Origin of the sequence: Rhizobium sp. BK316 (assembly GCF_014193695.1) — a bacterium.
Classification (GTDB): domain Bacteria; phylum Pseudomonadota; class Alphaproteobacteria; order Rhizobiales; family Rhizobiaceae; genus Rhizobium.
The window spans coordinates 89,050-106,938 of record NZ_JACHZR010000003.1; the positions used below are offsets into that span (position 1 = coordinate 89,050).

Below are 17,889 nucleotides of genomic sequence, written 5' to 3' on the forward strand. Positions count from 1 at the left end.
TCAGCTATTGTCCCGAGGATGTCGTCATGACGGAATATCGCAATTTCATCGCCGGAGAATTCCGGTCTTCCGGTGCTCTGGTGCCGGTGCTCAATCCGGCAACAGAAGCCCAATTCGCCAACGTGCCGTCGGCGACTGCCGATGAAGCCATCGAGGCCGTCGAGACTGCCGCGAAGGCGCAGAAGGAATGGCGGGCGTTGCCGGCGATTGCGCGCGGCGATGCGCTGCGCAAGCTCGCCGCCGTCATCGAGCAGCGGGCGGAAAAGATCGGTGCCGCCCTGGCGCTGGAGTCCGGCAAGAGCCTTGCCGATGCGACGGGCGAGGCAATCTATGGCGCCGAACTGATGCGCTATCACGCCGAATGGGCACGTCGCATCGAGGGCGAAATCATCCCGAGCGACAATGCCAATGAGACGCTGCTCCTGAAGCGCGAAGCGATCGGCGTCGTCGCCTGCCTGATACCCTTCAATTTCCCGATCTACACGCTGGTGCGCAAGATTGCGCCGGCGCTCATCGCCGGCAATGCCGTCGTCGTCCGTCCGAGCAATTCGACGCCGACCTCGGCTTTCGAGATCGCCGAAGCCGTAGCCGAGGCTGGGCTGCCGGCCGGGCTCGTCAACATCCTCACCATGTCGCATGAGGTTGCGGCGACGCTTTGCACCCATCCTAAGGTCGGGATGATCACGCTGACCGGCAGCCTGCAGGCTGGTCGCGTCGTGCTCGACTATTGCAAGGCGAACATTGCCAAACCGTCGCTGGAGCTCGGCGGCAAGACGCCGGTCATCGTCGAGCCGGATGCGGATCTCGATGCCGTTGCCGCACAGCTCGTTGCCGCCAAGACCAATCATTGCGGACAGCTCTGCACCGCGCCGGAGCGTGTCTATGTGCATCGCTCCATCCATGACGCGTTGCTTGCCAAGCTGAAGGCCGGCTTTGCCACACGCGCCTTCGGCGACCGTTCGGTCGATGCGTCACGTGTCGGGCCGCTCGCCACGAAGTCTGCACAGATGAACGTGCATAAGGCTGTTTTGAAGGCGGTGGAGCAGGGGGCGCATATCGAGGCTGGCGGTATCCTTCCGGAAGGTCCAGGCTTCTTCTATCCGCCGACGCTGCTATCCAGTTGCCGTCAGGACATGGAGATCATCGCCGAAGAAACCTTCGGGCCGGTGCTGCCTGTCGTCGGCTATGACACGACGGATGAAGCGCTCGCGCTCGCCAATGACCACCAGTTCGGACTGAGCTCGGTGCTCTTTACCAACAATCACCGCACGATCATGCGGTTCTCCGACGCGATCGAGGCCGGCGAATTCTACGTCAACCGTTTCCCTGCCGATCCCTATCAGGGCTATCACGCCGGCTGGAAGCGCTCCGGTCTCGGCGGCGATGACGGCAAGCACGGCATGCTCGAATTCACCCAGACACGCCTCGTCATACTCAAGCATTGAGGATCACGGTCATGCAGATCGCATCGCTTTCCACCCATGTCGTCGCCGTCCCGCCGCCGCATATCGGCGGCATGTACTGGATCTTCGTGCGCCTGACGACGGCTGACGGTATCGAAGGCGTCGGGGAGATCTATTCCACCGCCTTCCATCCGAAGGCGCTCGTGCCGCTGATCGAAGATGTCTTCCAGCGCTATCTGCTCGGCCATGATCCGCATGATATCGAGCGCTTCTGGCGGCTTGCCTATTCGAGCGGTTTTACGCAGCGCCCGGATCCGACTATGATGGGCATCGTCTCCGGCCTTGAGATCGCTTGCTGGGACATTATCGGCAAGGCGGCCGGCAAGCCGGTGCACAAGCTGATTGGCGGGCGCGTGCATGAGAAGCTGCGCGCCTATACCTATCTCTATCCGAAGAACGCCGCCGGAGAATACGACTATAACGATCCGGACCTTGCCGCCGAATGCGCGGTGAAGTTGGTCGAGATGGGCTTTACCGCCGTCAAGTTCGATCCGGCCGGCCCCTATACGGCTTATTCCGGTCATCAGGTGTCGCTCGGGGTGATGGACCGCTGCGAAGAGTTTTGCGCCAAAATCCGCGCGGCTGTCGGCAGCAGTGCCGATCTGCTGTTCGGCACGCATGGCCAGATGGTGCCGTCTTCGGCGATCCGGCTAGCGCGGCGGCTGGAGAAATACGATCCGCTGTGGTTCGAGGAGCCTGTGCCGCCCGGCCGGGAAGAGGCGATGGCGGAAGTCGCCCGTAAGACGTCGATCCCGATTTCGACTGGTGAACGGCTGACGACGAAATACGAATTCCAGCGCGTGCTGGAAACCGGTGCGGCCTCGATCCTGCAGATGAACGTGGCACGTGCCGGGGGCATTCTCGAATCCAAGAAGATCGCCGGCATGGCGGAGGCGCATTATGCACAGATCGCGCCGCATCTTTATAATGGCCCCATTGGCGCAGCTGCTAGCATCCAGCTCGCCGCGTCATCGCCAAACTTCCTGATTCATGAGGCGGTTGTCGATTTCTCGGGCTTCTTTGCCGAGATCCTGAAGACACCGCTGCGCTTCGAGGACGGTTACCTGATCCCGTCTGACGAGCCGGGACTGGGCGTGGAACTTAATCTCGATGTCGTTGCCAAACACTCGCCTTACGAAGGGCAGCGACTGCATCTGCAAATGGATGAAAAGCCCGCCGACGTGAAGGCCTTTGCCCCGGCCCGCGGCTGAGAACGAAGATGACGACATACGATTACATCATCGTCGGCGCCGGCTCGGCTGGCTGCATTCTGGCCGCACGCCTCAGCGAGAGCGGCAGACACAACGTGCTGCTGATCGAGGCTGGCGGCAATGACAGTTCGCCGTGGTTTCGTGTCCCGGTCGGCTATGCACGCTCCTATTACGATCCGAAGGTCAACTGGATGTATTGGAGTGAGCCGGAAGCGGCGCTCAATGGCCGGCGCATCTATGCTCCGCGTGGCAAGGTGCAGGGCGGTTCGGGCTCGATCAATGCGATGATCTTCGTGCGCGGTGCGGCCGACGATTTCGACGACTGGAAGGCCGCCGGCAATCTCGGCTGGGGCTATGAGGACGTGCTGCCCTTCTTCCGCAAGCTGGAGACGCATGCGGGTGGTGAGAGCAAATATCATGGCGGCGGCGGGCCGATCCATGTGACGCCGATGCGGGGCCAATCGCACGCGATTACCGAGCGCTTCCTAGAGGCCTGCGCCGAATTGCAGCTGCCGCTGAACGCGGATTTCAACGGCGAAAGCATCGAAGGCGCCGGCATTTACGATATCAACACGCGGAACGGCGTGCGCTCCTCCTCATCGCTCGCCTATCTGCGGCCGGCGCTCGGGCGACCCAATCTCGCGATCCTGCGCGATAGCCGGGTGCGCCGGGTGATCGTCGATGCTGAAGCCCGCGCGACCGGTGTCGAGGTGATCGGTTCGGGTGGCATCACCAGCTATTCGGCGCGCCAGGAGGTTATTCTCTCGGCCGGTGCAGTGGATACGCCCAAACTGCTGCAGCTTTCCGGTATCGGCGATGGTGCCCAGCTGCAATCCCTCGGCGTTCCGTTGATCCGGCATCTGCCGGCGGTCGGCAAGAATCTTCAGGACCACCTCTGCGCCAGCTTCTATTACCGCTCCACCGTGCCGACGCTGAATGACGAACTCGGCACGATCTTCGGGCAGGCGCGGCAGGCCTTGCGTTATATCCTGACGCGACGGGGGCCGCTGGCGCTCAGCGTCAATCAGGCCGGCGCTTTCCTGCGCGGCAGTCCGGAGGAAGAGCGGCCGAATATCCAGCTTTACTTCAACCCGCTCTCCTACCGCATCCCGACCGATCCGAAGGCGGGGCTGAGGCCGGAGCCCTACTCGGGCTTCCTGCTGGCCTTCAATTCCTGCCGGCCGACAAGCCGCGGGACTGTCAGCATCGTCTCGCCCGAGTTGACGGATGTGCCGCAGATCCGGCCGAACTATCTCGGCACCGTCCATGACGAAGAAGAGGTGATCCAGGGCAGCCGGCTTGTGCGGCGGATCATGGAAGCGCCAGCGCTGCGGGCGATCACCGAAATGGAGATGCCGCCTTCGGCAGAGGCTCGCACGGACGAGGAGTTGCTCACCTATTTCCGCGGCAATTCCGGTTCGATCTATCACCTCTGCGGATCGGCTGCGATGGGGCCGGATGCAACGACATCCGTCGTCGATGCTTCGCTGAAGGTGCACGGCATCAATGGGCTGCGGATCGTCGACGCCTCGATCTTCCCGAACATCACGGCCGGCAATATCAATGCTCCGACGATGATGGTGGCGGAAAAGGGTGCGGCGATGATCCTCGCCGCTGCCTAAATTTGCGCCTAGTGCCGATGGATCGGGTCGATCCACGGCACGTCTTCCGGCTTTTCGACCGGCTCGATATCGAGGTTGACGACGACGGGTTCCTGGCCTGAACGTACGACTACGCATTCCAGCGTCTCGTCGCGGCTGGCATTGATTTCCTGATGCGGCACAAAGGGCGGCACATAAATAAAATCGCCGGGGCCGGCTTCAGCGGTGAATTCGAGCTTTTCGCCCCAGCGCATGCGGGCCTTGCCTTTCACCACATAGATGATGCTCTCGAGATCGCCGTGGTGATGGGCGCCAGTCTTGGCGTTGGCATGGATCGTCACTGTGCCGGCCCAGATTTTTTCCGCACCCGCACGTGCATTGTTGATGGCGGTCGCGCGATTCATGCCCGGCGTCTGGGCGGTATTCGGATCGAGCGCATTGCCGGGGATGACCTTCACGCCATGTTCGCGCCAGTCGATATGCTCCTGGTCGTGATCGTCGCTCATGCCGCTCCTCCTGCTTTTGATGGCAATCTAGGTAAGGCGAGGCCAGCGGCAAAGAGCTGCTGGCTGGCATTGCGGCGAAAAAGGCCGGTGGCACCGGTTTCAGTGCCATGAAAGTGGACGATCTCAAGTTTCCGATAGCGAAGATGCGCTTCTCTGCGCTATCACGCCATGACAAGTTGGAAAGCGCTCGATATGACACAGAACACTGGCCGCGATGCCGCTCCGACGATTGCCGATGTTGCAAAGCTGGCAGGAGTGTCGCGCGCGGTTGCGAGCCGGGCGCTTTCCAACGAGCCACGGCCGGTTTCGGCCGATAAACGTGAACGCGTGGTCGAGGCGGCGGCCCAGCTTGGCTACAAGCCGAATCTTCTGGCGCAGAGCCTGACGACCAAGACGGTCAATCTCGTCGCCGTCGTCGTCAACCACATCCATGACCTCTCGGACCTCGATCTTTTCGACCGGCTGCTGGACCAGATCCAAGCGATCGGCAAGCAGGTCATCATGATCCGCATCGGTTCGGTCGCCCGCGTCGAGGAATTCCTGCGCAATGGCGTTGCCTATCATGTCGATGCGGCGCTGGTCTTTTCGGATTTTGCGGATGCGGCCACGGTGCGGCGCATGTTCCGCTCCGATCTCGTCGTCATGCTGAACGGTCTGCATGACGATCTTTCGCCTGTTGTCATTCCCGATGAGGGCATCGGCATCGCCGAAGCCGTCGCCGATGCGGCGAAGAAAGGCGTGAAGCGGGCGGGGCTCGTTACCGGCCGTTCGTCCTCGCCGATGGAGCAGGCGCGCATCGCTTTCTACAAGCAGGCTTTCGCGACGAACGGCATAGAATTGGTGCGCACGGTGCAAGGCGACTATTCCTATGAGAGCGGGCATGCGGCGGCCAAGGAACTGACCGGCGCCGATTGCCCGGATGCGATCTTCTGCACGTCGGATGCGATGGCCATGGGCATTCTCGATGTCTGCCGAGCCGATTTTCCCGCCAACCGGCCGATGCGCTTCCGGCTCTACGGTTTCGACAATCTGTCGCTCACCGATTTCGATGCCTATCCGATCTCCTCGATCGGCTACGACAAGGGCATCTATGTCGAGCATATCGTGGATTTCATCGCCAATCCCGGCGATTTTCAACCCGGCCAGCCGCCGGTCATCGTGCCGACGACCTATTTTCCGCGCCTGACCTCCTGATAGCAAACAGGCCGCCCGAAGGTGGCCTGTGAGTATCATCTTACCACTGCGGGTTCAGAGCCGGCGGGTTGGCTTCGGCGCCCCACCACTTCTTGTAGTTGGCTTCGTAGGCGCCCGACTGGATGTAGTCGGAAACGAACATGTCGAGCCAGCGAACGAAATCCGGATCGCCTTTGGCAACCGCAATGCCGATCGGGTCGTTGGAATAGAGGCCGGCGAGGGTCACGAGCGTCGGGTTCTTGGTGGCGAGGTAGTCGAGCAGCGAGGAGTCTTCGATCGCAGCATCGACGCGCTTCTGCTGGAGCTGCAGCACGCCATCGGGAGCGAACTGGTCGACATAGACGAGCTGCGCATCCGGGACGGCAGACTTCAGGAAGGTTTCGCCTGTCGTGCCGCGGCCGACGACGACCTTCTTGCCGGCGAGGTCCTTCAGTTCCTTGATGGCAGCGTCCTTCTGGACGATGACGCGCAGGCCGGCGCGGTTATAGGGGATCGAGAAGTTGACGACCTTGGCGCGCTCGAGCGTGGCGGAGGTGTTGGCGATCGCCACGTCGATCTGGCCGGAGACGAGCATGGAGATACGGGCGTCACCGGAAACATCGGTAAATTCGACCGGTACGCCGAGTTTCTCAGCCAGGCGGGTGGCGACGTCGACGTCATAACCAACCGGGTTATTCTGCGCATCGCGGAAGCCAATCGGCTCGCCGCCGAGCGATACGCCGATGCGCACGACGCCGCGCGAGCGGATATCGTCGATCATGCCGGCAAAGGATGGAAGCGCAGAGCCGGCAACGACGGCCAGCGCGGCAATAGCTGTGAGAATGCGTTTCATGGTTCCATTTCCCTCTTCTTGATTATGCCTGTTTCGCGGCCCGAAGTTCCGGTTCGGGCATTGAGTCCTCCCAGAGCCAGTAGCGGATTTCGCCCTCGCATCTGAAATTCACGACCTCGTGGTTGCCCTTGGCATCGACGGCATGGATGACCACGCCGGCCAGGAAACCGGAGGAAAGTTCGTTGAGCTCTTCAACGGCCAGCTTAACGGCGTCGGAAAGCGAATAGCCGAATTTGAGCGCCAGGACGACGGTGCGCGCAGTCGAGCAGCGCATGGTCATTTCGCCGGTATGGGTACAGGCGGCCGCGCCATAACGGCTGTCGGCATAGAAGCCGGCGCCAGGGATGGGGCTGTCACCTAGGCGGCCCGGATATTTCCAGGCCCAGCCGGACGTGGAGGTCGCGGCGTGAATACCGCGTGTGGGATCGGCAGACAGGAAGACGGTCGTGTCACGCACACGCTCGGGATCGGTGATGGCGCGGCTTAAGGGTGCCAGCGGGATATCGGGGAATTTCGCCAGTTCCTCCGGGGACAGTTCCTTTTCCAGGCGCTCCCACCAGACGCGCTTGCTGTCTTGGAAGAGCACGTCATCTTCGGAGAAACCGATTTCACTGGCAAAGCGGCGAGCGCCGTCGCCGGTCAGCATCACATGCGGCAGGCGCTTCATGACCTCATGGGCAAGGTGGGCGACGGGTAGTGTATTCGGCACGGCGCCGACGGTGCCGACATCGCGGGTATTGCCATCCATGACGGCGGCATCGAGCTCCATATTGCCGAGCATGTTCGGCCAGCCGCCGTAACCGACGCTGCGCACCTGGACTTCGCTTTCCACCTTGCTGATGCCGGCGACCATGGCGTCGAGGCTGACGGCGCCTTCGCGCAGCATCTTTACCGTCGTCGGGAAACCGGGCCAGGCTTCTTTATTGGCCAAGAGCAGCATGAATACCTCTAATCTTTGCGCATTTTGGATAGGAACTGGGCGATACGCTGATGCGCCATGCCGCCCTCGGCGGCGAAGAAATCCGCAGTCGGCAGATCGACAAGCAGCTTGCCCTTGTCGAGAAAGACGATGCGATTGGAAATCTGCCGCGCGAATTCGATCTCGTGGGTGACGAAGAGCATGGTCGTTCCTTCGGCTGCGAGCTTGGCGAGGATTGCGAGCACTTCCGCCGTCATTTCCGGGTCGAGCGCGCTGGTCACTTCATCGAGCAGCAGGTAACGCGGCTGCATGGCAAGCGCCCGGCAGATGCCGACACGCTGACGCTGGCCACCGGAAAGCTGGGCGGGATAGGCATCGGCGCGGTCGCCGAGGCCGACGGATTGCAGCAACGCGCGGGCGGTGGCTTCAGCCTCGGCACGTGGCTTCTTCAGCACCTCGATCGGCGCCAGCGTGATATTTCCGAGCACCGTCATGTGCGGATAGAGATTGAAGAGCTGGAAGACCGTGGCCGAGCGCTTACGGGCTTCCGCCAGCTCTTTCGGCTTGCCGACGTCGAAATCATCGACGGTGATGTGGCCGCCGTTCAACTTCTCCAGGCCGTTGATGCAACGGATCAGCGTCGATTTGCCCGATCCGGAGGAGCCGAGGATGGAGACGACCTCGCCGGGATTAATGTTGAGGTTGACGCCATCGAGGACGGTTGTAGGGCCAAAGGCCTTTTTGACGTTTTCTACTTTGAGCATATCAGAGCCCTCTCCAGGCGGCATGCGCCCTGAGGCGGTTTTCGAAGCGTGCGCCGAGCCATGCGAGCAGCTTGGCGCAGACGTAATAGAGCAGGCCGACCACCGTCCAGACGATGAAGGGTTTTAGCGTGCGCAGGTTCAGGATGTTGCCGATCTTGGTGAGATCGACGACGCCGATGACCGAGATCAGCGAGGTGACCTGCAACTGGTTGACGAGAAGCGCTGTGAGCGGGCCGATGGCGAAGGCCATGGCCTGCGGTGCCACGACATGGCGCAGCACCTGCCAGCGGGTAAGGCCGAAGACGCGGGCAGCCTCGATCTGGTCGCGGCCGATGGATTCGATTGCCGAGACCGCGATGACATAAACGAAGGCTGCTGTATTGGCCGACAGCGTGATGGTTGCGGCCGTCGTCGGCGTGATGCGGATATGCAGGAGGCCGGGCAAGCCGAAGAAGACGAGGAAGAGCTGCACCAGAACAGGCGAGTTCTTCAGGAGTTCGGCAAAGAAGGTGATGATCGGTGTCAGCACCGGCACACGATAGAAGCGGCAGATGGCCCAGAGCGTGCCGATGAAGAGGCCAATCAGCGAGGTTGAGAAGAACAGGCCGAGGCTGACGCCAAGGCCCTGCAGCAGCAGCCAGATATCGAAAGGGGTGAAATCAGAAAAACGCATCAGGCCACGGCCTCCATCATGTCGCGGTTCAGGCGGCGGTGGAGGAGGGCGATGCCGAGTGACACGAGATAGGTCAGCAGTGCGTAGACAACGAGCAGCACGACATAGACTTCGAAGGGCCGGTAGGTTTGCGAAACGACGATCTGCGCCGAGCCGGTCAGCTCGTTCAGCGTGATCGTCGAGAGGATCGACGATGTCAGGATCATGTTAATCAGCACGGAGCCAAGCGGGCGAACGGAGGTTCTGAGCGCGATCGGCAGCACGATCTTGGTGAAGACCACTCGGCGCGACAGGCCGCTCACTTCGGCGGCTTCGATGATGCCGGGATCGATCGCCAGAATGCCGGCGCGGATAACGTCGGAGGCATAGGCGCCGCCGGCAATTGACAGCGCCACGACACCTGTCGTGAAGGCATCGATATAGATGCCGATCTCCGGCAGGCCGTAATAGAAGAAGAACAGCTGCACGATGAAGGGGACGTTGCGGAAGATATCGACGTAGACGAAGGAAATCCTGCGCAGGAGGGCGGAGGAAGAGGTGCGCGCAATGGCGACGAAAGCGCCCATGATGACGCTGCCGATCAGCGCCAGCGCACAGGCCTCCGCTGTCAGCAGCGCGCCTTGCGCGAGAAAGCCCAGATGGGGCAAGAGGATCGAAAGGTCGAACCGCACGATCACTCCCTATGTGTGATTGAAACCGGTTTCATCGTGTCGTTTGTGTGCTCTGATGTCAAGAACGCCTGATATGAAATGCTGATATATCTGTGACGAAAAGTTCGTTTTTGCCGGTAACGTTCGGCGGAATATTTTTCGTCAAAAGGCGGAAAAGCTGGATGAATATGGACTGCACAATATCTCGCCACCTCGTTAGCCTTTATCGCACAAAGAAAGAGCAATCCGCATGAGCCAGCTTCCTCATATCGATTACGACACCGCTTCCGAAGAGATTCGCGCAGCACATGACGAGGAAGTGCGTGTTCGCGGCAACATGACCAATATGAAGCGGACGTTACTGCATTCGCCGGAGGCTCATCGTATCTATGCGGAGTGGTTCACGCTCCGAGCCGAGCTCAATCCTGCTATCAGCGACCGCGAAATCTGGATCTTTTCGCATTCGATCTCCAAGGCGCTGAAGTCCGATATCGCCATCACCTTCTTTCGCCGGGCGCTGATCAAGAACGGGTTCAACCCGGATGCTTTGGAACTCAGCGAAACGGAATCGTTGCTTAAACGTTTTTGCACGGCCGTTGTCGCCGATTCCAAGGCTATTCCTGCCGATATCTGGGCCGAGCTGAAGGCGCGTTATGACACCAAGGTACTCGTCGATCTCGTGGCTTTTGCCGGCATCATGATTGCCACTGCCGTCTACATCAATGTTGTCGAGGTCGATTTCGACCCCGAGCTTGAGGCCTTTGCTGAAAGCGCTAACTGAATTTTCATCACCCGAGGGGAGTTTTCCATGTCCATCATTTCCAGTCGCGCCAAGCTGCTCGGCACCGTCTTCAGCCTGGCGCTGGCTTTCAGCGCGCCGGCCGTTCACGCCGAAACGCCTGCGAATGTTCTCGTCGTCGCCCAGTCGATCGACGATGCCGTCAGCTTCGACCCGGCAGAAGGCTTTGAGCTCACGACCGTTCAGTCCTTCAACAACCTCTACCAGCGCCTCGTTCAGTCCAACCGCGATGACGGCACGAAGATCGAAGCAGCCCTTGCCGCTTCCTGGGAAGCCGGAAGCGATGGCAGGAGCCTGACCTTTACGCTCGCCGACGCCAAGTTCGCCTCCGGCAATCCGGTTCGCCCCGAAGACGTGATCTTCTCGCTGACGCGCGCCGTGAAGCTCAACAAGTCGCCGGCCTTCATCCTCAACGAACTCGGCTGGAAGGCCGACAATGTCGATGCCGCGATCACCAAGGTTGACGACAAGCATGTCAAGCTCACCTGGACGGCGGATGTCGGCTCCGGCTTCGCGCTCTCGATCCTGACGGCACCGATTGCCTCCATCGTCGATGAGCAGACGGTTTCGCCGCAGGCCAAGGACAATGACTTCGGCAATGGCTGGCTGAAGACCAACTCGGCCGGCAGCGGCGCTTATACGATCGCCACCTACACGCCGCATGAGGCGCTGGTGCTGCAGGCCAATGCCAATTCCTCCGACAAGCCGACGCTCGAAAGCGTCATCATCCGCAACGTGCCTGACGTCGGTGCCCGCCGCCTGCTCGTGGAGCAGGGCGATGCCGATATTGCCCGCGGCCTGTCTGCCGACCAGATCGAAGCACTGAAGGACAAGAGCGGCATCAAGGTGCTTTCCGTGCCCTCGGCCCGCCAGGACTATATCCTGCTGAACAGCAAGGCGAACCCGACGCTCGGCAACCCGGCTTTCTGGGAAGCGGCGCGTTATCTCGTCGATTATGACGGCATTACCAAGAATCTGCTGCGCGGCCAGAGCAGCGTTCATCAGGCCTTCCTGCCGAACGGCTTCCCGGGCGCGCTCAGCGACACGCCCTTCAAGCTCGATGTCGAAAAGGCGAAGAAGGTTCTTGCCGACGCCGGTATCAAGACGCCGTTCAAGATCGAATTCATCGTCTTCAACGACCAGCCGTTCCTGTCGATCGCCCAGTCGCTGCAGTCCACCTTCGCCCAAGCCGGTATCACGCTTGATATCCAGCCGGGTGTTGCGACCGACATCTATGCCCGCGGCCGCGCCGGCAAGTTCGAGATGACGCTGCGCTACTGGATCCCGGATTATTTCGACGCGCACTCCAACGCCAGCGCCTTTGCGATCAACAAGGACAACTCGGCCAATACCGTTGCCAAGCAGGCCGGCTGGGTGATCCCGGAACTGACCGACGAGACGCTTGCAGCCGTCAAGGAGCAGGATGCCGCCAAGCGCGCTGCGCTCTATCAGGATCTGCAGAAGAAGATCCAGGCAAGCTCGCCCTTCGTTTTCATGCTTCAAGGCAATGACCAGGTCGTGCTAAGCGAGAAGGTGAAGAACTATGCCCAAGGTCTCAATGCAGACCAGGTCTATTACGACAAGGTAGCGAAATAAGTGCCGCAAACGGCAACGACTGATAATGCCGACATGACCAACTCCCGCCAGCGCAACAGCTGGCGGGAGTTGTCGTTCGTCTGGCCGCTTTCGAAATGGCTGTGGTCCTTTGGACTGACGCTCTTCGGGCTGGCGCTGGTGACCTTCGCGATGACGCGGCTGTCACCGATCGATCCGGCGCTGCAGCTCGTCGGCGATCATGCCAGCCAGTCGACTTATGAGCAGGCGCGGCTCGAACTCGGGCTCGATCAGCCGCTGCCGGTACAGTTTTTCCGCTATGTCGAGAAGGCGCTGTCTGGAAATTTCGGCCAGTCGATCTCGACCGGGCAGCCGGTTGCAAAGGATATCGCCCGCACTTTCCCGGCAACGATCGAGCTTGCGACGGCGGCGATCATTCTTGGTGCCGTCATCGGTCTTGCGCTCGGCATCACCGCCGCCATACGGCAGGGAACGTGGGTGGATGGTCTCGCCCGTTTCGTCTCACTCTTCGGTTACTCCGTGCCGATCTTCTGGCTTGGCCTGTTGATGCTGCTGCTGTTCTATGCGCGGCTGCACTGGGCGCCGGGACCAGGCAGGGCGGATGTGGTCTTTCAATATACTGTCAAATCCGTCACCGGCTTTGCGCTTGTTGATACCTGGATATCGGGGAAGGCGGGTGCCTTTCGCGATGCGCTGGCTCATTTGGCGCTGCCGGCGATCGTACTGGCTTTTCATGCACTTGCCGCGATTTCGCGGCTGACGCGTGCCGCGATCCTCACCGAGCTTGGACAGGAATATGTGACGACCGCGCGAGCCAAAGGGGCGAGCCTGCGTCGCATCATCTTCGTTCACATCCTGCCGAATATCTCCGGGACGCTGCTGACGGTGATTGCCCTTTCCTATGCCAGCCTTCTGGAAGGTGCGGTGCTGACCGAGACGGTCTTTGCCTGGCCGGGCATCGGCCGCTATCTGACGACGGCGATGTTTGCCGGTGACATGCCGGCGATCCTTGGCGCGACGCTGGTCGTCGGCGCCTCCTTCGTGCTTCTCAATGCGCTGACCGATCTCGGTGTCGCGTGGCTGGAATCTGGGAAGAAACGATGAGCGCCATCGTACAGGCACCGCTCGGCGGTCCATCCTTCCTACGCCGCATCCTGCGCTCGCCCTCGGCGGCGGTGGGCAGCGCGGTCGTTCTCCTCATTCTGGTGCTGGCCATACTGGCGCCGCTGATTACATCCTATGATCCGAACCTGCAGGAAACGGCCAATCGCCTGATGCCGCCGAGTTCTGCGCATTGGTTGGGCACCGACGGTTTCGGACGGGATATTCTCTCGCGCATTATCTATGGCGCGCGGCCGACATTGTTGCTCGTGCTTGTCGTGGTGCTACTGATGGCTCCGCTCGGCATTCTCGTCGGCATTCTCTCGGGCTTCTTCGGCGGGATGGTCGAGCGCGTTTTGATGCGGATCACCGATATCGTCATGTCCTTCCCGCGGCTTCTGCTCGCCTTCGCCTTCGTTGCCATCATGGGGCCGGGGCTGATCAACGGCGCGCTGGCGCTGGCGCTGACGAGTTGGCCCGCCTATGCGCGCCAGGCCCGCGTCGAGACTGCGGCGCTCAGACGCAGCGATTATCTGGCGGCGGCCGAAATGGTCGGTATCCGCGGCGTGCGGCTGCTCTGGGGGCATATCCTGCCGCTAGTGCTGCCCTCCGCGATCATTCGTCTGGCACTCGACCTCTCGGGCATCATTCTTGCCGCTGCCGGCCTTGGTTTTCTCGGTCTCGGTGTTCGTCCGCCGACGGCGGAATGGGGCTCGATGGTCTCGGAGGGCACGCAGGTGATCTTCGATCAGTGGTGGGTGGCGGCCGTGCCGGGCTTTGCCATCCTGATCACCTCCTTTGCGTTCAACCTGCTGGCCGATGGCCTGCGCGATATCCTGGATCCGCGCCATGATTGAGCCGCTGCTTTCCGTTAAGGATCTGTCGATCGCCTTTCCATCGGAGGCAGGGTCGGTGCGTGTTGTCGACGGTATCTCCTTCTCGGTCGGGCGCGAGGTCGTGGCGCTCGTCGGCGAATCCGGCTCCGGCAAGTCGATGACGGGCCGGGCGATCATGGGGCTCTTGCCGCGTCGGGCGGAGGTGCGAGCAAAACGCCTCAGTTTCGACGGGCAGGAACTGACGACGCTGTCCGCATCCGGCTGGAACAGGTTGCGCGGCAGTGGTCTCGGGCTAATTCTCCAGGATCCGAAATATTCGCTGAATCCGGCCCATAAGGTCGGCCGACAGGTGGAAGAGGCGCTGCTTCTGCACACGAAGCTCTCGGCTTCCGAAAGGCGCGAGCGGGCGCTCGACATGCTAGACAAGGTTGGCCTTCCCGATCCGCAGCGTGTCTATTCGAGTTATCCGGCGGCTCTTTCCGGCGGCATGGGGCAGCGGGTGATGATCGCCGCCATGCTGATCAACCGGCCGAAGCTCTTGATCGCCGACGAGCCGACTTCGGCGCTCGACCGCGGCTTGCAGGACCAGATCCTGACGCTGCTGCGGTCGCTAAGCGAAGAGTTCGGCATGGGATTGCTGCTCATCAGCCATGATCTGCGGCAGGTCTCGCGTTATGCCGATCGCGTCATGGTCATGCGGCACGGCAAGATCGAGGAGCAGATGGCGTCGGCCGATCTTGCCAATGCCAGATCGGATTATACGCGGGCGCTCTGGGCGGCGCGGCCTTCGGCTGCGACCTACGGCACGCGACTGCCGGTTTACGGAGGCGAGGTATGAGCGCGCTCTCCGTTTCCGATCTTTCCGTGACTTTTCAAAGCAGCGGCAAGGGTTTTACCGCCGTACGTGGCGTCAGCTTCGAGGTCGCGCCGGGCGAGACCTTCGGGCTTATCGGCCCATCCGGCTGCGGCAAGACGACGGCGCTGCGTGCCGTTGCCGGGCTGAATATCAACTGGCACGGCTCCATCACGGTCTTCGATGAGGCCTTGCTGCCGGGTCGGAAGATTACCGGCGCGCTGCGCTCCAATATCCAGATGGTGTTTCAGGATCCCTATTCCTCGCTGCATCCGCGCCATCGCATTTCCCGTATTCTGGGCGAGCCGTTGGCGCTGCGTGGCATCCGCAATGTCGAGGAAGAGGTGTGCATCGCGCTCGATCAGGTCGGCCTGCCGGCTGCTGCCGCCGGGCGTTATCCGCACCAGCTTTCCGGCGGGCAGCGGCAGCGCGTGGCAATTGCCCGTGCGCTGCTCCTGAAGCCGAAGCTGCTGCTGCTCGATGAGCCAACCTCGGCGCTCGATGTCTCGGTGCAGGCCGAAATCCTGAACCTGCTGAACGACCTGAAGACCTCGCATGGGATGACTTTCGTGCTCGTCAGCCACGATCCTGGTGTCGTCGCGCATATGTGCGACCGGGCCGTGCTGATGCAAGCCGGTCACATCGAAAGCGAACTCGACCGCGCCGCGCTTTCGCAAGGCGGCTGGGTCGAGCAGCTTTCTGTCCGCTAGTCAGGCGATCGGCAGGATCAGCACATCGCGAGCCGGCACTTCGATACGCTCGGCATCATAGGCATGGTTTACCGGCCAGGCGGGCTTGCCGCCTGACAGTTTCCCGTTTGCAAGCGTGACTGTCGTCGTCTGGGGCTTGCGCGTCGGATTGACCAGCCAGAGGAAGCTGCCCTTTTCGCCCTTGTGGATGCGGGCGAAGACCGCATCATTGGAAAGCGTCACATGACGCACCCTGCCGCTCCACTCCACAAGTTCGGCGAAGAAGGCGGCATTGGCCTTGCCGTCCGTGCGGTAGAAGGCGACCGAGGGATTGGTGCCGATCAGCAGGGTGCGGCCCTTGCCGAAGCGGTTTTCGACGACGGCGAGACGCCCGCCGTCGAACGTGCCACGGCCGGTGCCGCTGGTCGGGCGGTAAGACTGGAGGAGACCGCCGCCATCGACGGCTAAGTCGTCGAACTTGAAGTGGATACGGTTGCCGATATCGGGCATGAATTCCACTTCTTCCTCGCGGGCACCGAAGACCTCGTCGAGCCCCATATTCGGCTGCACCTGGCCGACCTGGCCGCGGTCACCGAAATAGCCGGGGCAGGCTTCGGCAATCAGCGTGCCGCCCTTTTCCACCCAGGCCTTGAGGCGCGCTGCCTGTTCGACGGTAAACATGATCGGGTAGGGGAAATAGAGGAAATCGTAGGCGTCGATGTCGTCGATATGGACCCAATCCGGCTGCAGCCCCTGTGCGAGGAAGGCGCGATAGGCGCCCCACATGGCTTCCGGATAGGGCTTTTCCTTGCGGTCGTAATTCAGCAGGTAATCCCATTCCTGCGTTTCGGGAACGACGAGAATGCCGACTTCGCCACGCACCGGCTTTGCGTCCCAGAGCGTCTTCTGTGCCGGGTCGTTCGCCCATTTCGCCATGGCGCTCTGCATGTCGGAGCGCGGCGTGCGGTTGCCGTCCATGCCATAGGCGCCGAAGGCGCCGAAGAGCGGGCCGTCGAGCAGCGGGCGCCAGCGCAGGTTCAGCACGCCGCGAGCGCCACCGGCAAAGGAAGTCATGCTCCAGATGCGGATATCCTCGGGCTCGGCGACGCGGCCGTCTTCCTTGTCGCGGCCGATTACCTGCGGCTGCAGCCAGAGCGGGCCGCCCTGACGCTCGGCATGCCAGAAGGGTTTGCCGCGGGCGGCGGCGCGGTTGATATCGACGCCGTACCAGGTCTTCCAGGGTTCGGTGCCCTTGCGGGCCTGGATCCAGGTGAAGCCGTAGATTTCCACCTTGGAGGCGGCGAGCCAGTCGTCGCAGCCGTTGGCGGCCATGTTCGGGATCGCGCCTGATATGCCGTGCGCGGCAATTACATTCTTCTGATCGACGGCGCGGATCGTGTCGATGCGCCATTGCATCTGGCCATAGAAATTGTCGCGCTTGAACTGTAGCCAGTCGATGCACTCCGGGTAGGGAGCCATGTGGACCGGCGGCTCGACATCGTCCCATTCGGCGTAGCTGTAGCGGTGCCAGGCTTTGGCGAGCACTTTCAGGCTGCCATATTTCTTCTCCAGCCATTTGCGGAAGGCAGCCTTGGCATAGCGGCTGTAGTCGACATCGGCGGAATAGTTGACCTCGTTCCAGACGTCGTAGCCGTAGATCGCCGGATGGTCCTTGTAGCGGGTGGCAAGTGCGGTCAGGAATTTGCCGGCGGCTTCCTTTACCTCGGGGCAGTTCAGCGTCAGTGCACCAGCGCCGCCGCCATTGTTGGAGAAGCCGCCGGTCGCTGCCGAGACGCCCATGTAGGAGCCGAGCTTGGTGCCGTCGGCATTAACCTGCAGGGCATCGGCATATTTGCGCACGGCCCAGTCCGGCACGGCATGGATGAGTTCGGCAATGACGGTCTTGATGCCGTTCTTGGCGGCGAGATCGAGCTGGCGGTCATATTCTTCCCAGTCGTAGATGCCGGGAGCCACTTCGATCGCACTCCACATGAACCAGTGGCGGAAGATGTTCAGGCCATCTTCGCCTGCCGTCGTGTAGTCGCGTTCCCAATCGTCGCGCGGCGGATTGGACTTGCGAAAATAGACGGCGCCGAAAGGGAATTGGATATCGTTTCTAAGCATTGTCCTGTCCTTCTCTATCGATGTCCGGACATGGCTTCGCCGTCCGGAGAAAAGGCTCCGGCAGGAGGCAATCGAAGATGTCGTCCGGGTGTTCTAGGT

17 protein-coding genes are annotated in these 17,889 nt (G+C 61.4%); 10 read left to right on the forward strand and 7 right to left on the reverse strand.

Annotated elements, in window-relative coordinates; translation table 11 throughout:
• Positions 1–26 precede the first annotated feature (26 nt).
• The 3 genes from FHT87_RS14500 to FHT87_RS14510 are packed head-to-tail and all read left to right on the forward strand — an operon-like array spanning position 27 to position 4,296.
• Positions 27–1,445, forward strand: coding sequence for an aldehyde dehydrogenase family protein (locus FHT87_RS14500; RefSeq protein ID WP_183802819.1), 1,419 nt, complete (start codon positions 27–29; stop codon positions 1,443–1,445).
• 11 nt (positions 1,446–1,456) lie between these two features.
• Positions 1,457–2,674, forward strand: coding sequence for a mandelate racemase/muconate lactonizing enzyme family protein (locus tag FHT87_RS14505; protein ID WP_183732476.1), 1,218 nt, complete (start codon positions 1,457–1,459; stop codon positions 2,672–2,674).
• Positions 2,675–2,682: 8 nt separating this feature from the next.
• Positions 2,683–4,296 (forward strand): GMC family oxidoreductase N-terminal domain-containing protein, encoded by a 1,614-nt coding sequence (locus FHT87_RS14510; protein ID WP_183802822.1) that lies wholly within the window; start codon positions 2,683–2,685, stop codon positions 4,294–4,296.
• A gap of 8 nt (positions 4,297–4,304) precedes the next feature.
• On the opposite strand, the gene FHT87_RS14515 is transcribed toward FHT87_RS14510, so the two are convergent.
• Positions 4,305–4,781: a cupin domain-containing protein gene (locus FHT87_RS14515; RefSeq protein WP_183802824.1), complete on the reverse strand. Its 477-nt coding sequence runs from the start codon at positions 4,779–4,781 to the stop codon at positions 4,305–4,307.
• 192 nt (positions 4,782–4,973) lie between these two features.
• Here FHT87_RS14515 and FHT87_RS14520 point away from each other — a divergent pair, with 192 nt between their 5' ends.
• Entirely contained in the window at positions 4,974–5,975 is a 1,002-nt protein-coding gene (locus FHT87_RS14520; protein WP_183802827.1) for a LacI family DNA-binding transcriptional regulator, read from the forward strand.
• A 40-nt stretch (positions 5,976–6,015) separates the two neighbouring features.
• Here the strand turns inward: FHT87_RS14520 and FHT87_RS14525 are convergent, their stop codons facing one another.
• From FHT87_RS14525 to FHT87_RS14545, 5 genes are read right to left on the reverse strand one after another with little or no spacing between them, the layout of a single operon-like run.
• Positions 6,016–6,807, reverse strand: coding sequence for a transporter substrate-binding domain-containing protein (locus tag FHT87_RS14525; protein ID WP_183802831.1), 792 nt, complete (start codon positions 6,805–6,807; stop codon positions 6,016–6,018).
• 22 nt (positions 6,808–6,829) lie between these two features.
• On the reverse strand, positions 6,830–7,747 hold the full coding sequence (locus FHT87_RS14530; protein ID WP_183802834.1) for an isoaspartyl peptidase/L-asparaginase: 918 nt from the start codon (positions 7,745–7,747) through the stop codon (positions 6,830–6,832).
• Positions 7,748–7,755: 8 nt separating this feature from the next.
• Entirely contained in the window at positions 7,756–8,490 is a 735-nt protein-coding gene (locus FHT87_RS14535; protein ID WP_183802837.1) for an amino acid ABC transporter ATP-binding protein, read from the reverse strand.
• A gap of 1 nt (position 8,491) precedes the next feature.
• On the reverse strand, positions 8,492–9,163 hold the full coding sequence (locus FHT87_RS14540; protein WP_183802839.1) for an amino acid ABC transporter permease: 672 nt from the start codon (positions 9,161–9,163) through the stop codon (positions 8,492–8,494).
• Positions 9,163–9,834, reverse strand: coding sequence for an amino acid ABC transporter permease (locus FHT87_RS14545; RefSeq protein WP_183802842.1), 672 nt, complete (start codon positions 9,832–9,834; stop codon positions 9,163–9,165). Before FHT87_RS14545 ends, FHT87_RS14540 begins: the two co-directional genes overlap by 1 nt.
• A 229-nt stretch (positions 9,835–10,063) precedes the next feature.
• Between FHT87_RS14545 and FHT87_RS14550 the strand changes: the two genes are divergently transcribed.
• From FHT87_RS14550 to FHT87_RS14575, 6 genes are read left to right on the forward strand one after another with little or no spacing between them, the layout of a single operon-like run.
• On the forward strand, positions 10,064–10,594 hold the full coding sequence (locus tag FHT87_RS14550) for a hypothetical protein (RefSeq protein WP_183802845.1): 531 nt from the start codon (positions 10,064–10,066) through the stop codon (positions 10,592–10,594).
• A 27-nt stretch (positions 10,595–10,621) separates the two neighbouring features.
• On the forward strand, positions 10,622–12,208 hold the full coding sequence (locus FHT87_RS14555; protein WP_183802848.1) for an ABC transporter substrate-binding protein: 1,587 nt from the start codon (positions 10,622–10,624) through the stop codon (positions 12,206–12,208).
• Positions 12,209–13,291, forward strand: a complete 1,083-nt coding sequence (locus tag FHT87_RS14560; protein WP_183802851.1) for an ABC transporter permease — start codon at positions 12,209–12,211, stop codon at positions 13,289–13,291.
• Complete coding sequence (locus tag FHT87_RS14565; protein WP_183802854.1) at positions 13,288–14,145, forward strand: ABC transporter permease; 858 nt, start codon at positions 13,288–13,290, stop codon at positions 14,143–14,145. The genes FHT87_RS14560 and FHT87_RS14565 overlap by 4 nt, the downstream gene beginning before the upstream one ends.
• Positions 14,138–14,962 carry an ABC transporter ATP-binding protein gene (locus FHT87_RS14570; protein ID WP_183802857.1) on the forward strand — a complete coding sequence of 275 codons (825 nt, stop codon included), beginning with the start codon at positions 14,138–14,140 and terminating at the stop codon, positions 14,960–14,962. The genes FHT87_RS14565 and FHT87_RS14570 overlap by 8 nt, the downstream gene beginning before the upstream one ends.
• A complete protein-coding gene (locus tag FHT87_RS14575; RefSeq protein WP_183802860.1) occupies positions 14,959–15,687 on the forward strand; it encodes an ABC transporter ATP-binding protein in 729 nt (242 codons plus the stop codon). The genes FHT87_RS14570 and FHT87_RS14575 overlap by 4 nt, the downstream gene beginning before the upstream one ends.
• Here the strand turns inward: FHT87_RS14575 and FHT87_RS14580 are convergent, their stop codons facing one another.
• Complete coding sequence (locus tag FHT87_RS14580) at positions 15,688–17,790, reverse strand: beta-galactosidase (protein WP_183802862.1); 2,103 nt, start codon at positions 17,788–17,790, stop codon at positions 15,688–15,690.
• Positions 17,791–17,889: the final 99 nt, after the last annotated feature.

Excerpts from the sequence above, each read along its gene's own strand:
- FHT87_RS14520 (WP_183802827.1), top strand. The coding sequence starts at position 4,974 with ATGACACAGAACACTGGCCGCGATGCCGCTCCGACGATTGCCGATGTT.
- FHT87_RS14530 (WP_183802834.1), bottom strand. The coding sequence starts at position 7,747 with ATGCTGCTCTTGGCCAATAAAGAAGCCTGGCCCGGTTTCCCGACGACG.
- FHT87_RS14555 (WP_183802848.1), top strand. The coding sequence starts at position 10,622 with ATGTCCATCATTTCCAGTCGCGCCAAGCTGCTCGGCACCGTCTTCAGC.
- FHT87_RS14540 (WP_183802839.1), bottom strand. The coding sequence starts at position 9,163 with ATGCGTTTTTCTGATTTCACCCCTTTCGATATCTGGCTGCTGCTGCAG.
- FHT87_RS14525 (WP_183802831.1), bottom strand. The coding sequence starts at position 6,807 with ATGAAACGCATTCTCACAGCTATTGCCGCGCTGGCCGTCGTTGCCGGC.
- FHT87_RS14570 (WP_183802857.1), top strand. The coding sequence starts at position 14,138 with ATGATTGAGCCGCTGCTTTCCGTTAAGGATCTGTCGATCGCCTTTCCA.
- FHT87_RS14515 (WP_183802824.1), bottom strand. The coding sequence starts at position 4,781 with ATGAGCGACGATCACGACCAGGAGCATATCGACTGGCGCGAACATGGC.
- FHT87_RS14505 (WP_183732476.1), top strand. The coding sequence starts at position 1,457 with ATGCAGATCGCATCGCTTTCCACCCATGTCGTCGCCGTCCCGCCGCCG.
- FHT87_RS14535 (WP_183802837.1), bottom strand. The coding sequence starts at position 8,490 with ATGCTCAAAGTAGAAAACGTCAAAAAGGCCTTTGGCCCTACAACCGTC.
- FHT87_RS14580 (WP_183802862.1), bottom strand. The coding sequence starts at position 17,790 with ATGCTTAGAAACGATATCCAATTCCCTTTCGGCGCCGTCTATTTTCGC.
- FHT87_RS14500 (WP_183802819.1), top strand. The coding sequence starts at position 27 with ATGACGGAATATCGCAATTTCATCGCCGGAGAATTCCGGTCTTCCGGT.
- FHT87_RS14565 (WP_183802854.1), top strand. The coding sequence starts at position 13,288 with ATGAGCGCCATCGTACAGGCACCGCTCGGCGGTCCATCCTTCCTACGC.
- FHT87_RS14550 (WP_183802845.1), top strand. The coding sequence starts at position 10,064 with ATGAGCCAGCTTCCTCATATCGATTACGACACCGCTTCCGAAGAGATT.
- FHT87_RS14575 (WP_183802860.1), top strand. The coding sequence starts at position 14,959 with ATGAGCGCGCTCTCCGTTTCCGATCTTTCCGTGACTTTTCAAAGCAGC.
- FHT87_RS14510 (WP_183802822.1), top strand. The coding sequence starts at position 2,683 with ATGACGACATACGATTACATCATCGTCGGCGCCGGCTCGGCTGGCTGC.